The 16,286-nt window shown below is 73.2% G+C and carries 13 protein-coding genes; 6 read left to right on the top strand and 7 right to left on the bottom strand.

Annotated features, from left to right (window positions below; translation table 11 throughout):
• Positions 1-73: 73 nt before the first annotated feature.
• Both ACP4IX_RS28400 and ACP4IX_RS28405 read right to left on the bottom strand, forming a co-directional pair.
• Complete coding sequence (locus tag ACP4IX_RS28400) at positions 74-724, bottom strand: DUF4232 domain-containing protein (RefSeq protein ID WP_426557329.1); 651 nt, start codon at positions 722-724, stop codon at positions 74-76.
• Positions 725-964: 240 nt separating this feature from the next.
• Positions 965-3,343 carry a SpoIIE family protein phosphatase gene (locus ACP4IX_RS28405; RefSeq protein ID WP_426519090.1) on the bottom strand — a complete coding sequence of 793 codons (2,379 nt, stop codon included), beginning with the start codon at positions 3,341-3,343 and terminating at the stop codon, positions 965-967.
• A gap of 264 nt (positions 3,344-3,607) precedes the next feature.
• Here ACP4IX_RS28405 and ACP4IX_RS28410 point away from each other — a divergent pair, with 264 nt between their 5' ends.
• From ACP4IX_RS28410 to ACP4IX_RS28435, 6 genes are all read left to right on the top strand, one after another.
• Positions 3,608-6,694 (top strand): glycoside hydrolase family 2 TIM barrel-domain containing protein, encoded by a 3,087-nt coding sequence (locus tag ACP4IX_RS28410; RefSeq protein WP_426557331.1) that lies wholly within the window; start codon positions 3,608-3,610, stop codon positions 6,692-6,694.
• 178 nt (positions 6,695-6,872) lie between these two features.
• Positions 6,873-9,128, top strand: a complete 2,256-nt coding sequence (locus tag ACP4IX_RS28415; RefSeq protein WP_426557398.1) for a glycoside hydrolase family 9 protein — start codon at positions 6,873-6,875, stop codon at positions 9,126-9,128.
• Between the two features lie 98 nt (positions 9,129-9,226).
• Positions 9,227-9,475: a hypothetical protein gene (locus tag ACP4IX_RS28420; protein ID WP_426519086.1), complete on the top strand. Its 249-nt coding sequence runs from the start codon at positions 9,227-9,229 to the stop codon at positions 9,473-9,475.
• A gap of 3 nt (positions 9,476-9,478) precedes the next feature.
• Entirely contained in the window at positions 9,479-9,856 is a 378-nt protein-coding gene (locus ACP4IX_RS28425) for a toxin Doc (RefSeq protein ID WP_426519084.1), read from the top strand.
• A gap of 414 nt (positions 9,857-10,270) precedes the next feature.
• Positions 10,271-11,881, top strand: coding sequence for an RICIN domain-containing protein (locus ACP4IX_RS28430; RefSeq protein ID WP_426557333.1), 1,611 nt, complete (start codon positions 10,271-10,273; stop codon positions 11,879-11,881).
• 513 nt (positions 11,882-12,394) lie between these two features.
• Positions 12,395-12,829 (top strand): protease inhibitor, encoded by a 435-nt coding sequence (locus ACP4IX_RS28435; RefSeq protein ID WP_426519080.1) that lies wholly within the window; start codon positions 12,395-12,397, stop codon positions 12,827-12,829.
• Positions 12,830-12,978: 149 nt separating this feature from the next.
• On the opposite strand, the gene ACP4IX_RS28440 is transcribed toward ACP4IX_RS28435, so the two are convergent.
• The 5 genes from ACP4IX_RS28440 to ACP4IX_RS28460 all read right to left on the bottom strand — a co-directional run bounded on the left by ACP4IX_RS28440 (position 12,979) and on the right by ACP4IX_RS28460 (position 16,251).
• Positions 12,979-13,242 (bottom strand): CDGSH iron-sulfur domain-containing protein, encoded by a 264-nt coding sequence (locus ACP4IX_RS28440; protein WP_426519078.1) that lies wholly within the window; start codon positions 13,240-13,242, stop codon positions 12,979-12,981.
• On the bottom strand, positions 13,223-13,867 hold the full coding sequence (locus ACP4IX_RS28445) for a HemK2/MTQ2 family protein methyltransferase (protein WP_426557400.1): 645 nt from the start codon (positions 13,865-13,867) through the stop codon (positions 13,223-13,225). The genes ACP4IX_RS28440 and ACP4IX_RS28445 overlap by 20 nt, the downstream gene beginning before the upstream one ends.
• Before the next feature lie 30 nt (positions 13,868-13,897).
• A complete protein-coding gene (locus ACP4IX_RS28450) occupies positions 13,898-14,929 on the bottom strand; it encodes an iron-containing redox enzyme family protein (RefSeq protein ID WP_426557335.1) in 1,032 nt (343 codons plus the stop codon).
• Between the two features lie 56 nt (positions 14,930-14,985).
• Positions 14,986-15,165 (bottom strand): hypothetical protein, encoded by a 180-nt coding sequence (locus ACP4IX_RS28455; RefSeq protein ID WP_426519074.1) that lies wholly within the window; start codon positions 15,163-15,165, stop codon positions 14,986-14,988.
• Between the two features lie 75 nt (positions 15,166-15,240).
• Positions 15,241-16,251: a Ppx/GppA family phosphatase gene (locus tag ACP4IX_RS28460; protein ID WP_426519072.1), complete on the bottom strand. Its 1,011-nt coding sequence runs from the start codon at positions 16,249-16,251 to the stop codon at positions 15,241-15,243.
• Positions 16,252-16,286: the final 35 nt, after the last annotated feature.

The raw sequence follows: 16,286 nt of genomic DNA on the forward strand, positions 1-16,286 counted from the left end.
TGGCCACCGGATGACCAAAGGGGCCGCCCGGCCTCCGGCCGGACAGCCCCTCAGCAAGATCTTCATCAGTCTTCTAGGGACCGGTTCCGGCGTCCAGGGCGGTGACGGACACCGACGACTCGTTGCCGCCCACCGGGACCTCACCGGCCGTCCACTCGACCTCGATCGGGGTCCGTTCGTCCGGCGGGGTGACGAGCAGCGCCGCAGGAGTCGCGGTGCGGGCGCCGCTGATCTGCGGGCTGGAGAACGACAGCCCGGCCCACGCGCTGCTGCCCGGTGTCAGCGTGACCGTCGCGGGGGAGGCGGGCGCGCGTTCGGGGTCCGGGCCCAGCTGCGCACCGGACGCGTCCACGAAGGCGGCGCCCGGATAGCCGTACAGGGTGCAGGTGCGCTCGGAGGCGTTGGTCAGCACGATCGGGAAGTTCCGCTGCCCGGCCCCCGGGTCGACGCGGCCGACGGCGGCGCGCAGCTCGGAGGTGTGGCAGCGGCCGTCGGTTCGTGCGGAGGCGGAGGCCGATCCCGCGGTGTCGCTGGGCGCGGTGGTGACCGCCGGGGCGGTCCGGATGCCGCCACCGGTGTCCGGGCCGGTCGTGCGGGGAGCCTTGGTGGGTTGTGGGGCGCTCGACGTACTGCTCTCGCTGCCGCAGGCGTTCAGCAGGCCGAGGAGCGCGACGGCGCTCGCGAGCAGGGCCGTGCGGCGTACGGGTGGGGACGTGTTCGCCATCGCTTCTCCACACTGCCGTCAGCTTCTCGCGCACGGCCCGCCCCGTGCGGCGGCACCGTACGCCCTGTGCCTTCGAGTGTCCCGCCGCACGGTGCGGGAAACGAGGGGCGCACGACGTCTGGGCACGAGGGGGCGTGCGACGTCGGGACACGGGGGCCCATGATGTCCGGACACGGGGGGCGCACGACGTCCGGAGACGGGGGCGTACGACCTTCGGACACGGGGGCGTGCCGCCCCGCCTCACTCCTCGTCGAGCAGTCCCAGCTCAGCCCAGATCGTCTTGCCCTCGGCCGTGTGCCGGCTGCCCCAGCGCTGGGTGAGCTGGGCCACCAGCAGCAGACCCCGCCCGCCCTCGTCCCAGGTCTTGGCCCGGCGCAGATGCGGCGCGGTGTGACTGGTGTCGGAGACCTCGCAGATCAACGTGGCCGTGTCGTGGATCAGCCGCAGACGGATGGGCGAGGAGCCGTACCGGATGGCGTTGGTGACCAGCTCGCTCACCACCAGCTCGGCGGTGAAGGACGACTCCAGCAGGGCCCAGGAGGACAGTTGCTCGACGACCTGTTTGCGGACGGGGGCGACCAGTGACGGATCGGCCGGGATGTCCCAGGTGGCGACCTGGCCCGCGGGCAGTCCCCGGGTACGGGCCAGCAGCAGGGCCGCGTCGTCGGCGGCGCCGCCGGGCGGGAGCAGGGCGTGCAGCACCCGGTCGCCGGTCGCGTCCAGGGAGCCGGCGGCGGCCGCCAGGGTCTCGCGCAGCAGCGCCCGGCCGGCGTCGGCGTCCCGGTCGCGGCTCTCGACCAGCCCGTCGGTGTAGAAGGCCAGCACGCTGCCCTCGCGCAGTTCCAGTTCGGCGGACTCGAACGGCAGCCCGCCCACGCCCAAGGGCGGCCCGGAGGGGAGCTCGACCTGCTGGGGCGGGCCGTCCGGGGGTACCAGCACCGGCTCCGGGTGCCCGGCGCGGGCCAGGGTGCAACGCCGCGACACCGGGTCGTACACCGCGTACAGGCAGGTCGCGCCGACCTCGCCGGCGCCGTCGTCACCGGACTCCTCGGACAGCCGGACGACCAGGTCGTCGAGGTGGGTGAGCAGTTCGTCGGGCGTCAGGTCGATGTCGGCGAGGGTGCGGACGGCGGTGCGCAGGCGGCCCATGGTGGCCGAGGCCTGGATACCGTGGCCGACGACGTCCCCGACGACCATGGCGACCCGCATCCCGGACAGCGGGATGACGTCGAACCAGTCGCCGCCGACCCCCGAGCGGGCCGCCGGGAGGTAGCGGGAGGCCGCCTCCACCGCGGCGGTGGGCGGCAGCCAGCGGGGGAGCAGGCTCCGCTGCAGGGTCAGGGTCGTCTCGCGCTCCCGGGAGTAGCGGCGGGCGTTGTCGATGCAGACGGCGGCGCGGGCGGTGACCTCCTCGGCCAGCAGCCGGTCGTCGTCCGTGAAGGACCAGGGCCGCCGGAACCGGGTGAAGACCGCGACGCCGAGCGTGGTGCCGCGGGCCTGGAGCGGTACGGACATCGTGGAGTGGATGCCGCACTCCTCGACCCGGCGGACGCGTACGGGATCCCACTCCCGCCACCGTTCCAGGTCGCCGCGGGGCACCGCTGCCACGATCGCGCGTCCCGCGACCAGACACTCGGCCTGGGGCGAGCCGGCCGGGTAGACGTCGAGTCGGCCCGGCTCGGCCACCGCCTCCGGGCAGCCCGGGTTGACCGACTGGTGGGCCGCACGGCGCAGACCCACCGGCGGTGCCGACACGGCGGCGGGCTCACCGCCGTGCTCCTGAGGGTCCAGCAGGTCGACGCTCACGAAGTCGGCGAGCGTGGGAACGCACACGTCCGCCAGTTCCTGGGCGGTGCGGGTGACGTCGAGCGTGGTGCCGATGCGCACGCTGGCCTCGTTGACCAGTTGCAACCGCTCCCTGGCGAGGTGCTGCTCGGTGAAGTCGTGGGCGCTCACACAGACGCCGCGCACCTGCCCGTCGGCGTCGGTGAGGGGCGCGATGGCGGCGTGCCACGCGTGGGCGCGGCTCTCGCCGGTGGCCTTGAGGTGGGTGTGCATGTCGTGGTGGCGGCCGGTGGCGAGTACCTGCCGCATGTGCTGTTCGAGTTCCCTGTTCTGCCGCTTGCTGCCGATGTCGGTGGGCCGCAGACCGCGGACGCGGTCCGCGGGGAGACCGAGGAGCTGTGCCATGACGTCGTTGATGCCGCGCAGCCGGAGCCGGTCGTCGAAGATCATCGTGGCGCAGGGGGACTGGGTGAGGGCTGCTCTGACCAGCGCGTCGTCCGGACGGTCGGGACCGGCCGCCGGCGGGGCGACGGCGAGCCACGTGCCCGGGCCGCCGCCCTGCGACGGCCTGTGGTGAGCGAGCACCCACACGGACACGGTGTGTCCGTCGCCGTGCCGCAGCGCCAGGGTGCCGTTCCAGCGCTCGTCGCCGGGGCCGGGGAGGGGGTCGCCGTCGCCGTCGGCCAGCAGTCCTGCGGCGGGGCGTCCCACGACGTCCGCGGCCCGGTGGCCCAGCAGCAGGCGGGCGCCCTCGTTCCACTCCCGCAGGGTGCCCGAGTCGTCGATCACTGCGCGGGCCGTGGCGGCATCGTCGAACGGGTTGACCGGACTCATCGTCGCCACTCCATTGCGCACACCCACGGTGAACAGCGCGTCACCTGGCCCCAGCCTAGTGCGTCCGCGCTCCGTGCGGACCCGAACCACTGGGCCCGTGACCGTTCCCTGGGCACTCGGGTCCCCCGAAGGCTGGGCCGCCCGGGACAGAAAGAGCTTTCCGTAGTCTTGACGGTCGCATGTGGCACAGCGTCAGAATCTGTTTGTTCGCGATCAGTTGTGAGTACTTCTGAGCCTTGATGAGCTTGACGAAGGAGATCCGTCATGACGGTCACACGCAGATCGGTTCTGATCGCCTCCGCCGCGGCGCCGGCGGCCGGGGCAGTGCTGGGAGCCCCGTCGGCGTGGGCCGCGGACCCGGCGGGGAGCGGTACGGGCCGCAGTACCGTAGCCCTGCGCGACGGCTGGCGCTTTCGGCTGGTCGACCCCGACGGAGCGGCCGAGGACCCGACCGACGCCGCCGACCCCGCCCACGACGACTCGGCGTGGCGCGAGGTCGCCGTCCCGCACGACTGGAGCATCGAGCAGACGCCCACCACCGAGCACGGCACGACCAGCGGTACCGGCTTCCTGCCGGGCGGACTCGGCTGGTACCGCCTCGCCTTCACCCTGCCGGCCGCCGTCGCCGGCCAGCGGATCTCGGTCGAGTTCGACGGTGTCTACATGGACGCCGTCGTCCACTGCAACGGCCGGGAGGCCGGCCGCCACCCCTACGGCTACACCGGCTTCGCCCTCGACCTCACCGACCTGGTGCACACCGACGGCCGCACCGAGAACGTCCTCGCGGTCCGGGTGCGCAACCGGCTGCCGAGCAGCCGGTGGTACTCGGGCAGCGGCATCTACCGCGAGGCCCGCCTGGTCGTCACCGGACCGGTGCACGTACGGCGCTGGGGCACGTACGTCACCACGCCGCGGGTGAGCGACGAGCGCGCCGTCGTCCGGGTGGAGACGTCCGTCGTCAACGTCTCGGGCACCGCGCGCGAGGTCGAGATCAGGTCGACGGTCAAGGACGCCGGCGGACGCACGGTCGCCCGCGCCGCCTCCACGGCGGACGTCACCGGCGAGTCGAGCGAGATCCACGAACTCACGGTCACCCGCCCCCGGATGTGGGACTTCGCCGACCCGCACCGCTACACCCTCCACACCGAACTGCGCGTCGGCGGGCGGACCGTCGACACCTACCGCACCCCGTTCGGCATCCGCACCTTCCACGTCGACCCCGAGGAGGGCTTCCACCTCAACGGCAGGTACGCCAAGATCAAGGGCGTCGACCTGCACCACGACCTCGGCGCGCTCGGCGCCGCCGTCAGCGTCGACGCGATCCGCCGCCAGATGACCATCATGAAGTCGATGGGCGTCAACGCCTTCCGCACCTCCCACAACCCGCCCGCGCCCGAGATGATCGAGGTCTGCGAGGAGATGGGCATCATCATGCTGGTGGAGGCCTTCGACTGCTGGCGCACCGGCAAGAACCGCTACGACTACGGCCGGTTCTTCGACGAGTGGGGCGAGAAGGACGCCACCGAGATGGTGCTGGCGGCCCGCAACTCGCCCGCCGTCGTCATGTGGTCCATCGGCAACGAGGTCCCCGACTCCACCTCCACCGCCGGACTCGCCATGGCCGACCGGATCATCGACGCCATCCGCGCCGCAGACGACACCCGACCGCTGGTCATCGGCTCCGACAAGTACCGCCGGATGCCCGCCAAGGGCTCCGCCGCCGACCTGATGCTGGCCAAACTGGACGGACTCGGCCTCAACTACAACACCGCCAAGTCGGTGGACGACCTGCACGCGGCCTACCCGCACCTCTTCCTCTTCGAGTCCGAGTCGTCCTCCGAGACCTCCACGCGGGGTACCTACCAGGAGCCCGAACACCTCAACACCGGCGAGAATCACACCCCGGGACGCCGGGCCACCTCCTCCTACGACAACAACCTCGCCTCCTGGACCATGAGCGGTGAGTACGGCCACAAGAAGGACCGGGACCGGAAGTGGTTCGCCGGCCAGTTCCTGTGGTCCGGCATCGACTACATCGGCGAACCGACGCCGTACGACGTCTTCCCGGTCAAGGCGTCCTTCTTCGGCGCGGTCGACACCGCCGGTTTCCCGAAGGACATGTACCACCTGTTCCGGAGCCAGTGGACGGACGAACCGATGGTCCACCTGCTTCCCGCCGGCTGGAACCACCGCGAGGGCGACACCGTCGAGGTCTGGGCGTACGCCAACGTCGACACCGTCGAGCTGTTCCTGAACGGGAAGTCCCTCGGCACCCGGACGTTCGACACGAAGAAGACGGTCGACGGCCGGACGTACCTGGAGACCACCGAGGCCACCGGCGACGACAAGACCTTCACCGACGGCCCCTACCCCGGCAGTTACACCAGCCCGAACGGCAGCGCGGGCAAGCTCCACCTGACCTGGAAGGTGCCCTTCGAGGCGGGCGAGCTGAAGGCCGTCGCCCGGCGGGACGGCAGGGTGGTCGCCACCGACGTCCTGCGCACCGCGGGGGCGCCGCACGCCGTGCGCCTCACCCCGGACCGCGGGAGCGTGGCCGCCGACGGCCGCTCCCTGGTCTTCGTGACCGCAGAGGTGGTCGACCGGCGCGGCGTCGTGGTGCCCGGCGCCGAGCATCCGATCTCCTTCGAGGTCGCGGGCGGCTCCCTCGCCGGACTCGACAACGGCCGCCAGGAGAGCGCCGAGCGCTACCAGGCCAGTACCCGCACCGCCTTCCACGGCAAGGCCCTCGCCATCGTGCGGTCCGGCACCCGGCCGGGCACGGTGCGGGTGACGGCCCGGGCGGACGGGCTGCGCACGGACACGGCGACCGTACGCGCCCGCCGGGCCGCGACCCGCGCCACGACGCCCGCCCAGGAGTTCCGGCCCGGGCACCCCGCGCCCGTGGACCACCCGCACGCGGACGCGAGTTACTCCGGCCGCCCCGACACGCTCCCGGCCGCCATGCTCGACGGTGACCCGGCGACGGGATGGTCCAACGGCTTCCACAAGGCGGCCACCGCCCTGTTGCCCGCGTTCGACGGGGCTCGCGCCGAGGACTGGGTCTCGGTCGACCACGGCCGCAGGCGCACCTACGACCGGATCGAGGTCTCCTTCACGGTGGACGCCACGCACAGTCTGCCCGCCGCGATCGAGGTCGCCGTCTGGGACGGCCGCGTCTGGCGAGCGGCTCAGGGGGTGCGGACCGACTGGGCCTCCGAGTCCGACGTGCCCACCGTCGTCACCTTCGACGCGCTGCGCGGCTCCCGCGTCCGCCTCATGCTGACCAGCCGCCACCCCGACGAGGTGGAGGGGGCGTTCCGCATCAGCCGGCTGGAAGCACCCGCCGCCTGAGGTGCCGGTGACACGGTCCGGACGGGAAACCGGTCCGGTCGAGTCCCGTCCGGACCGTTGACGGAATGTCATGTCTCCCACAAGCATGTCCTGCGACCGCTTTTGGGAGCGCTCCCATATCCCATGATCGAGCGCGCCACCCGTACCTCCCCCGAGGAGCCCGGACGTGACAAGACGCCTGACGCAACGCCCGACACGACGCAGAACCGCCCTCGTCTCCCTGACCGCCCTCCTGGCGGCGGCCGTCACCGCGCTGCCCGCCGCCCCGGCCGGAGCCGAGGAGACCGAGCAGGTCAAGAACGGCACCTTCGACAACGGCACCGACTCCTGGTGGACGAGCAGCAACGTCACCGCGGCCGTGTCCGACGGCCGGCTGTGCGCCGACGCCCCCGGCGGCACCGCCAACCGCTGGGACGCCGCCGTCGGCCAGAACGGCATCACCCTCGTCGCGGGGGAGTCGTACAAGTTCTCCTTCACCGCGACCGGCACACCCGCCGACCACGTGGTCCGGGCGATCGTGGGCCTGTCGGTGTCCCCGTACGACACGTACCACGAGGTCAGCCCGCAGCTGAGCGTCTCCGGCAACACCTACTCGTACACCTTCACCTCACCCGTCGACACCACCCAGGGCCAGGTCGGCTTCCAGCTCGGCGGCACGCCCGACGCCTGGCGGTTCTGCGTGGACGACGTGTCCCTGCTGGGCGGCGTGGCCCCGGAGCCGTACGTGCCGGACACCGGGCCGCGGGTCCGGGTGAACCAGGTCGGCTACCTGCCGTCCGGCCCGAAGAACGCCACGCTGGTCACCGACGCGACCTCGCGCCTGCCCTGGCAGCTGAAGAACGACCGCGGACGGGTCGTCGCCCACGGCTGGAGCACGCCGCGCGGCGTGGACGCCTCCTCCGGGCAGAACGTCCACTCGATCGACTTCGGCCGCCACAAGAAGCGCGGGGAGGGCTACACGCTGGTCGCCGACGGGGAGACCAGCCGCCCGTTCGACATCGGCACGGCCGCCTACGAGCGGCTGCGCACCGACTCCGCGAAGTACTACTACACGCAGCGCAGCGGCACCCCGATCAGCGGCGAGCTGCGCCCCGGCTACGCCCGCCCCGCCGGACACGTGGGCGTGGCACCCAACCAGGGCGACACCGAGGTGCCCTGCCAGCCGGGCGTGTGCGACTACACCCTCGACGTCTCAGGCGGCTGGTACGACGCGGGCGACCACGGCAAGTACGTGGTCAACGGCGGCATCTCCACCTGGGAGCTGCTCAGCACCTACGAGCGTTCGCTGCACGCCCGCACGGGCGAGCCGTCCAAGCTCGGCGACGGCACCCTCGACATCCCCGAGAGCGGGAACAAGGTGCCGGACCTCCTCGACGAGGTCCGCTGGGAGCTGGACTTCCTGCTGAAGATGCAGGTGCCGGACGGGCAGCCGCTGGCCGGCATGGCCCACCACAAGATCCACGACGAGGCGTGGACCGGGCTGCCGCTGCTGCCCAGCGACGACCCGCAGAAGCGCGAACTGCACCCGCCGACCACCGCCGCGACCCTCAACCTGGCGGCGACGGCGGCGCAGGCGGCCCGTCTCTACCGTCCCTACGACCGGGAGTTCGCCGCGAAGGCGCTCGACGCGGCCCGCGAGGCCTGGGCGGCGGCCCTGGCCCACCCGGACGTGCTCGCCGACGAGAGCGACGGCATCGGCGGCGGGGCCTACCCCGACAGTCAGGTCGAGGACGAGTTCTACTGGGCGGCGGCCGAGCTGTACCTGACGACGGGGGAGCGGGACTTCAAGGAGTACGTGCTGAACTCCCCGGTCCACACCGCCGACATCTTCGGCCCGCTCGGCTTCGACTGGGCGCGCACCGCGGCGGCGGCCCGCCTGGACCTGGCGACCGTCCCGAACCGGCTCCCCGGCCGGGACAAGGTCCGCCGCTCCGTCGTCCGGGGAGCCGACCGGTACCTGGCCACGCTCAAGGCGCATCCGTACGGCATGCCCTACGCCCCCGAGGGCAACGTCTACGACTGGGGCTCCAGCCACCAGATCCTCAACAACGCGGTCGTCCTCGCCACCGCCTACGACATCACCGGCTCCTCGAAGTACCGTGACGGCGCGCTCCAGAGCATGGACTACATCCTGGGCCGCAATGCGCTGAACATGTCGTACGTCACCGGCTACGGCGAGGTCAGCGCGCACAACCAGCACAGCCGCTGGTACGCCAAGCAGCTCGACCCGTCGCTGCCGGCCCCGCCCGACGGCACCCTGTCCGGCGGACCGAACTCGAACATCCAGGACCCCTACGCCCAGAGCAAACTCCAGGGCTGCGTCGCCCAGTTCTGTTTCATCGACGACATCCAGTCCTGGTCGACCAACGAGCACACCATCAACTGGAACGCCGCACTGGCCCGGATGGCCTCCTTCGTGGCGGACCAGGGCTGACCGCACGACCACCGGCACCGCCTCCCGCGGTACCCACGCAATGTCGCTTTGACCTGCGGCTATTTACGATTCGGTACCCTCGCGGTACCGTGGGAGGCATGCCAGCTCTGAACGTGGAGTTCAGCGACCGCGAGCTCGAGGACCTGCGGCAGATCGCCAAGGAACGCGGTACGTCGATGAAGGCGCTCGTGCGGGAGGCCGCCGCCGCCGACATAGCCCGGCACCGGGCGCTGCAGGAGGGGGCGGCGGCCTTCCGCCGGTTCTTCTCGGCCCACGCCGACGAGTTCGCGGCCGCCTTCCCCGACGACGAACCACCGCCCCTCGGGGGCGAGGGGCGGGCCGCCTGACCCATGGCAGCGGTCCTGCACATCGACGTGCCCTGGCTGCTCCAGCGCCACGAGGAAGTGCTGCCGGAGCAGCCCACCATCAACGACTTCTCCGCGCTCGTCGCCGCCGTCGCCCGGCACCGCGTCGACCCGCCCCGCCTGGGGGTGGATTCCGACCCCGCCTGGCGGGCCGCGGCCCTGCTGCACACCCTTGCCGTGCTCAAGCCGCTGCCCTCGGCCAACGCCCGCTTCGCCTGCGCGACGGCCGTGGCCTACATGTACGCCAGCGGCGTCGGTATCGACCCGCCCTACGGCGCCCTGGTCGACCTCGCGCGCGACCTGATGTCCGGCGGGGCCGACGTCTACGGGGCGGCCGACCGGCTGCGTTCCTGGCAGATCTGAACCCCGGGGGGCCGCCGCCGGCCCACCGCGTCAGGCCGCCGGCCCACCGCGTCAGGGCGCCTGCCGGGAGCGTGCCCGCCGCACCGGTGTGTGCACGTGGTGCGCGCGGGGCGCGGGGCGCGGGGAGAAAGGTGAAAGCCGCCGCGAGCCGCACGAGTTTCCGGGTGATCCGGCCTTCTTCCCAACAGGGCTCGTGTTGCCGGTTCTCCTTGTTGACCATGAGTGGTTGTGCCAGAGTGAAGCACCCGTGCGGGGGGTGAGGCCGGGTCTCGCACGCGCCTGGACGAGCCAGGCCCGATTTCGCCATGGCGAATGCATGCTCTCCGCACCGCACTCAGAAGGTACATACCCATCAGGGTGTTTTCCGGCGACCGGAACCGCTGCGTCGCATGCGCGTGGGAAGGAAACGTCTCAGTGCCCACCCCCCACCCTCCTCGACCCGTGTACCCGCCGTCCGGCGAGGATCCCGGGGAGTCCGACGAGTTCCTGGCCGCGCGGCTGAGGGACGGCCCCCAGAGCGCGGCCGCCCAGGCCGCCGCGCTGCTGATGGCGCGCCACTGGCAGCCCGCCCACGACTACGCGACCATCTGCCTCGCCACGTCGGGCCAGGTCACCGACATGGTCACCGCCGCCGCCTGGCGCCGGGTGCTGGACCGGCTCGCCCAGGGGGAGCCCGCCACCGCACTGCGTCCGCGGCTGCTGGTGGCCGTACGGGACACCGTTCGGCAGTGGTCCGCCGACGACGGGATATCCGGTGTTCTCCCGCAGTTGCTCAAACCCGCCGGCGGACGCGGTGTGCGGGCGGCGAAGTCCCTGCCCCCGGAGAACCGCGTGCTGGCCGCGCGGGCATTCGCGTCACTTCCTGGACCGGCCCGTTGTTTGCTGTGGCACACGGAAGTCGAGGGTGAGTGCATCAGTGTCCCGGCCGGTCTGCTGGGCATGGATACCGGCACCGCGTCGGTCACGCTCGACCAGGCGCGTGAGAAGTTCCGCGAGGGCTGTCTGCACGCCCACGGCCAGTTGGCGCCGACTCAGGACTGCCGCTTCCACGGTCGCCTCCTCGACGTTCCGATTCGCCGCGGCGGCGCCCTGCTGCCGGATGTCCGCGAGCACCTGACGGGCTGCCGGCACTGCCGGCACGCGGCCGAACAACTCGGCCACTTCAAAGGCGAGCCGGGGCCCCTGATCGCCGAAGCGGTACTCGGCTGGGGGGCCCGGCGCTACCTGGACTCCCGTCCGGGGCGCGGGACGCCGGGAACCCTCGCCAAGGGCGCCGCCCGGCACCGAGGCGGACGCCCGGGGCTGCCGGCCCGGATTCCCGCGCCCGTACGCCGGGCCCCGGGCCGGCCGCGCTCCGGCCGGTCGGCGCTCAGGCAGGTCGGCGCGGCCTCGGCCGCGGTGACGGCGATCGTGCTCGTGGTGAGCGTGTGGTCGTACGACGGCGGTGGCGCCGATCCGGCCGCCTCCACCGGCGTCGCCGGGGGCGACGGCGTGGCGTCCGCGACCAGCCGTCCGAAACCACCCGGTGCTGTGGCCGGGGCCCCCGCGGCGGTGGACCGCACGCGGCTGCGCAACGCCGCCGCGGACCTCTGCCTCGACGTCCGGGGAGAGCCGAAGGCGGGGACGGGCGCCCGGCTGGCGGTGTGTTCCGAGGCGTGGACCCAGCAGTGGACCCACGAGGACGACGGACTGCTGCGCAGCGTCGCCGACCCGGGGCTGTGTCTGGACTCGCAGGCCGACGCCGGAGTCGTCGTTCTCGGTACCTGCGCCGACGGGGGCACCGGGCGCGGCGACGACGTGCGCTACGACCTGACCGGACGGGGAGAGCTGGTGCCGCGCCGGCAGCAGCGGCTCGCCCTCGCCGCCACCACCGTCACCGCGGACGCCGACCTCGTGGTGAAGGTGCGTGACGGCTCCGACGGCCAGCGCTGGCGGACCGAGCCGGTACCGACGGCGGAGGGTGCCCTGTCGGTCGCGGGCACGGGCGCGCCGGACACGCGGCGGGTGGAGCTGCCGGGCAGCTGAGAGGGCCGGGCCCGGTCCGGTGCGCGGTGGGTCCCCGCACAAGGCGCGGGGCTGCCACAGGATGGGCGGCTTGCGCCGCGTGGGGCGACCGGCACGGACCCGCGGGTGGCACCGGTGGCGCGCGGTGCAGCCGTCAGCGGCGCCGCCCGCCCTCCCCGGGTTCCGCCTCGCGTCGTCGAGCTCGCGCCGCCGGCACCGTACCGGTGAGTGTGCCGAGGCCGGCCGCTGGGGGGAACGGATCTGTTACAGGGGTGTTTCAGGCCTATTGACGAACGTGCGGATCACGCCATTCGGCCAGTTCGGGCCTGAAGGACCGATCAAGAACCGCCCCGTTCCGGACTTGGAACGTTCGAATTCTGTGACTTCACGCCACTGATTCAATACGCAAGGTTACCGAAATCCATGGGGTCGAGATGAGTTTCGGCGCCGGACTCGGCAGACTCGCGCTCGCCGTTCCGGCACCGACCGAGCCGGGCCGGCGACACCCTCATATCGAGCGGAAGGATGCACACAATGCGGAACACCGCGCGCTGGGCAGCGACTCTGGGCCTGACGGCGACCGCCGTCTGCGGGCCCCTCGCCGGGGCCTCCCTCGCCTCCCCGGCCACCGCCCCCGCGTCGCTCCACGCCCCCTCGGCCCTCGTGCTGACCGTGGGGCACGGAGAGAGCGCTGCCACCGCCGCACCCGTACGCGCGGTCACCCTGACCTGTGCCCCGAAGGCCTCCGGTACCCACCCCGCCCCCGACCTCGCCTGCGCGGAACTGCGGGCCGCGGGTGGCGACTTCGACGCGCTGACCACCGACTCCGGCGTGCTGTGCACCCGGGAGTACGCGCCCGTCGTCGTCACCGTCGACGGCGTCTGGCAGGGCCGGCACCTCTCCTACGAGCGCACCTTCGCCAACGAGTGCGTGAAGAACGCGGGCAGCGCGAGCGTCTTCACGTTCTGAGGACCGGGACCGCCCGACCCGTGCGGAGTGACCGGCGCCTCGCTACTGGGGAGTGCGAGCGCCGCCGTACGGACCCGCGGTCCCGTACCGGGGACGGCGGACGGAGTGGGGCCGTCCGCCGTCCTCCCCGCAACCACGGCGCGACGCCGTCAGTCCTTCACCGCCGGCCCGGCACCGTCACCGGTGCCGGACGACCTGGAGCGGTGGCTGGTGTCGCACCAGGGGTAGCGCCGACTGCGACGACAGGTGCACAACGCGACCCGGAAGCGGTCGGACGACACCGTCGTCCCGTCCTCCAGCTCCACCTCCACCGGGCCCTCCACCAGCAGCGGCCCCCGGCGCTGGACCCTGACCCGGCGCGGGGAGCCCGCGGGACCGGACGGACGCGGGGGGTCAGACGGGGAGTTCTGCACGGACGACCACCAGTTCCTCCTCGTTCTCGGTCAGGGACAGCAGCCCGCGCTGGCGCAGCCAGCGTTCCCGTCCGCGCACCACGGGGCCGAACGCGATCCGCTGCCTCCGGGTCACCGCGGCCTTCAGCCCGGCCTCGCGCAGAAGCCCGACGGTCCGCTCGGGATCGCTGAGCGCGGACTGCACCAGCAGCAGCACACCGCCCGGACACAGCAGGCCGGGGACCTCCCGGCAGATCCGGTCCAGGACCAGCCGGCCGTCGTGGCCCGCGTCCCAGGCCCGCGCCGCACCGCGCGGCCGGCGGCCACCGCCCGGTGCCGGTACGTACGGCGGATTGGCCAGCACGAGGTCGAACGACTCACCGCGCACGGGGGTGAAGAGGTTTCCGTGCCGGACGCGGATCCGCAGCCCGGCCCGCGCGGCGTTCATCCGGGCCGCGCACACCGCACGCCACGACACGTCCACCGCGGTCACCCGGCCGCCCCGCCGTGCCGCCGCCAGGGCGAGGGCGCCCGAGCCGGTCCCCACGTCGAGCACGGCCGCGTCCGGTGGGAGCGACTCGTCGGACAGCGCCCCCGCCAGCAGGGCGGTGTCCTCCTGAGGGGCGTAGACGCCCGGAAGCACCATGAAATCCACGGATCCCGCGTACCCCGGTGGTCACGAAGTATGGGCGGCTTCGGAGGGCTCGCGGGGCGGATCGGGCAGCCGGGTGCGCAGTGACGACCGGCCGGCCCGCCAGTCGGCGAGCAGCCGGGCACCGAAGCGGTCCTCGACGTACCCGGTGGCGTCGATGCCGAAGGCGACGTCCGCCGCGAGGTGCGGCTCCTGCTCCAGCAGGCCGTCGATCACCTCATGGCGCACGATCTGCTCGTGCACCGCGTCGGCCTCGACGTGCTCGTCGTAGAAGTACGCGGCGGCGGGCCCCGCGCCGGTGCGGCGCATCGCCTCGGCGAGCCGCCGGGAACCCGGCGACGAGGTGATCTCGACCGCCGCGAAATGGCCCACCAGGGCGCCGCGCAGGGCACGGTGCAGGCCGAACAGGGACATCATGTTCACCGTGGCCAGGCACTCGGCGGAGGCCGCGTCGAGATGGCGCCCGTACGTCGTGTCCAGACCCAGGTCCGCCATCAGGTCGGCGAACAGGCGGGCGTGCACCCGGTCCGCACGGCCGCCGCCGTGCTCGTCGAACTCCACCGCCGCCATCGCCGCCTTCGCCCGCCCGGACAGCCGCGGCAGCACCCAGGCGTGCGGGTCGGCCTCCTTCAGGTGGTACAGGGAGCGCTGGGCCGCGTACTCGCGCAGATGCCACAACTCGCCCTCGTCCCGCAGGAAGTGGCTGACGCCCTTCCCGTCGACCGGCTCGACGAGCAGCGCCCCGACCGCCTCGTCCACGCTGTCGTGGACCCGGGTGCCGGCCCGCAGCGCGGACAGGAAGCGGTGTTCCAGCGCGGCCCGCACGCGCAGCAGGTCCGGGTCCCACTCGAGGCCGGCGGACACGCCGGCGAAGCCCCGGTAGTGCAGCTCGTAGCACTGGTACAGGGCGAGCTGCAGGTCGTCTCCGTACGCCGGTGCGGCGGCGACGGCCTCCGGGCCGGGCAGCGGGCCCGTTGCGAGCAGGTACGCGCCGACGGCCGCGGAGAGCGGGCCCCGGGCCGTCGGCAACTGTGGTCCTTCGTGGTCGTACTCCATGGCGTCGCGAGTACCCGCGCACCGCGGCGGCACCCCCGCCCGCGCGCGGTCCCGCGTCACTCGTCCTCGGCGTCCCGCTGGGCCCCGGTGTTCGGCGAGGTGGCGTCCCCCGCCTCTCCTCGGCGCCCGGCCTCGTCGGACTCCGCGTCGCGGGGCCTGGACTCCTTGATCTCGCGCAGGACCTCCTCGATGGCCGTCTCGGGCTGCTCGTGGGTGCGCTCGCCGTCCTGGGACACGGGTGTCTCCTTCTCCTCGTACTGTTCGGTCGTGTGCTCGCGGGCTCGGGAGCGGCCCCTGCCACGCGTGGTGGGTCAGCCGGGCGTGGTCGCGATACGCAGGGGCACGGGGGCCGGAGTGGCCGCCTCGTCGTTGCGGCGGATGACCTCCGCCCACCAGGACGGGCCGTCCTCGATGTGGCGCAGCAGGATGCCCTCGCGGATCGCCCAGGGACAGAGCGTGACCGTCTCCAGCCCGGTCAGCTTCATCGCGGTGTGCCCGACCACCGCCCCGGCCAGGCTCTGTGCCGCCCGCGGCGCGGAGATGCCGGGCAGCCGGGCCCGCTCGGCGGCGGACAGAGCGGCCAGCCGGCCGATCGCCCCTCCCAGGTCCGAGCAGCGCAGCTGCCGCTCCGTGAACGGCCCGTGCCGTCCCGGCGACGCCCCGCACAGCCGCCCGAGCTGCTGGAAGGTCCGCGAGGTGGCCGCCGCCGTGCGGGGCCCCTCCCAGCGGATCCGCGCCGCGACGTCCCGCAGCTGATGGCGTACCTTGCGGCGCAGCGCCCGCAGCTGCTCCGGTGGCGGTGCCTCCTCGCCGCCCGCGAGGAACTCGTGGGTCAGCCGCGCCGCCCCCAGCGGCAGCGAGGCGACGAAGTCGGGCAGCCGGCCGCGGCCGAAGGCGATCTCCAGGGAGCCGCCCCCTATGTCGAGCACGGCGAGGGGCCCGGCCCGCCAGCCCATCCAGCGCCGGGCCCCGAGGAACGTCAGCTCCGCCTCCACCTCGCCCGGCAGGGTGCACAGGGCGGTGCCCGTGCGGGCGCGGACGGTGCGCAGCACCTCCCGGCGGTTGGGCGCGGCACGCACCACGGCGGTGGCGAAGGCCAGCGGGTCAGCCGCTCCCCAGCGGGCCGCGGTCCTGTTCGCGTCGGTGACCGCCTCCACGAGCCGCTCCACGGCCTCCTCGGGGACCGGATCACCGGGCTTGACCTGCTCGGACAGCCGCAGCCGCCACTTCGCGGTGTGGACCGGAAGCGGAACCCCGCCCTCGGCGTCCGCCACCATGAGCCGGACCGTCTTCGAGCCCACATCCACCACGCTGATACGCATGAAGGCGCAGGTACCCATTTTGGCGGCGGTCCAAC

Source organism: Streptomyces sp. WG5 (genome assembly GCF_049974565.1).
In the GTDB taxonomy this organism is placed as follows: Bacteria; Actinomycetota; Actinomycetes; order Streptomycetales; family Streptomycetaceae; genus Streptomyces.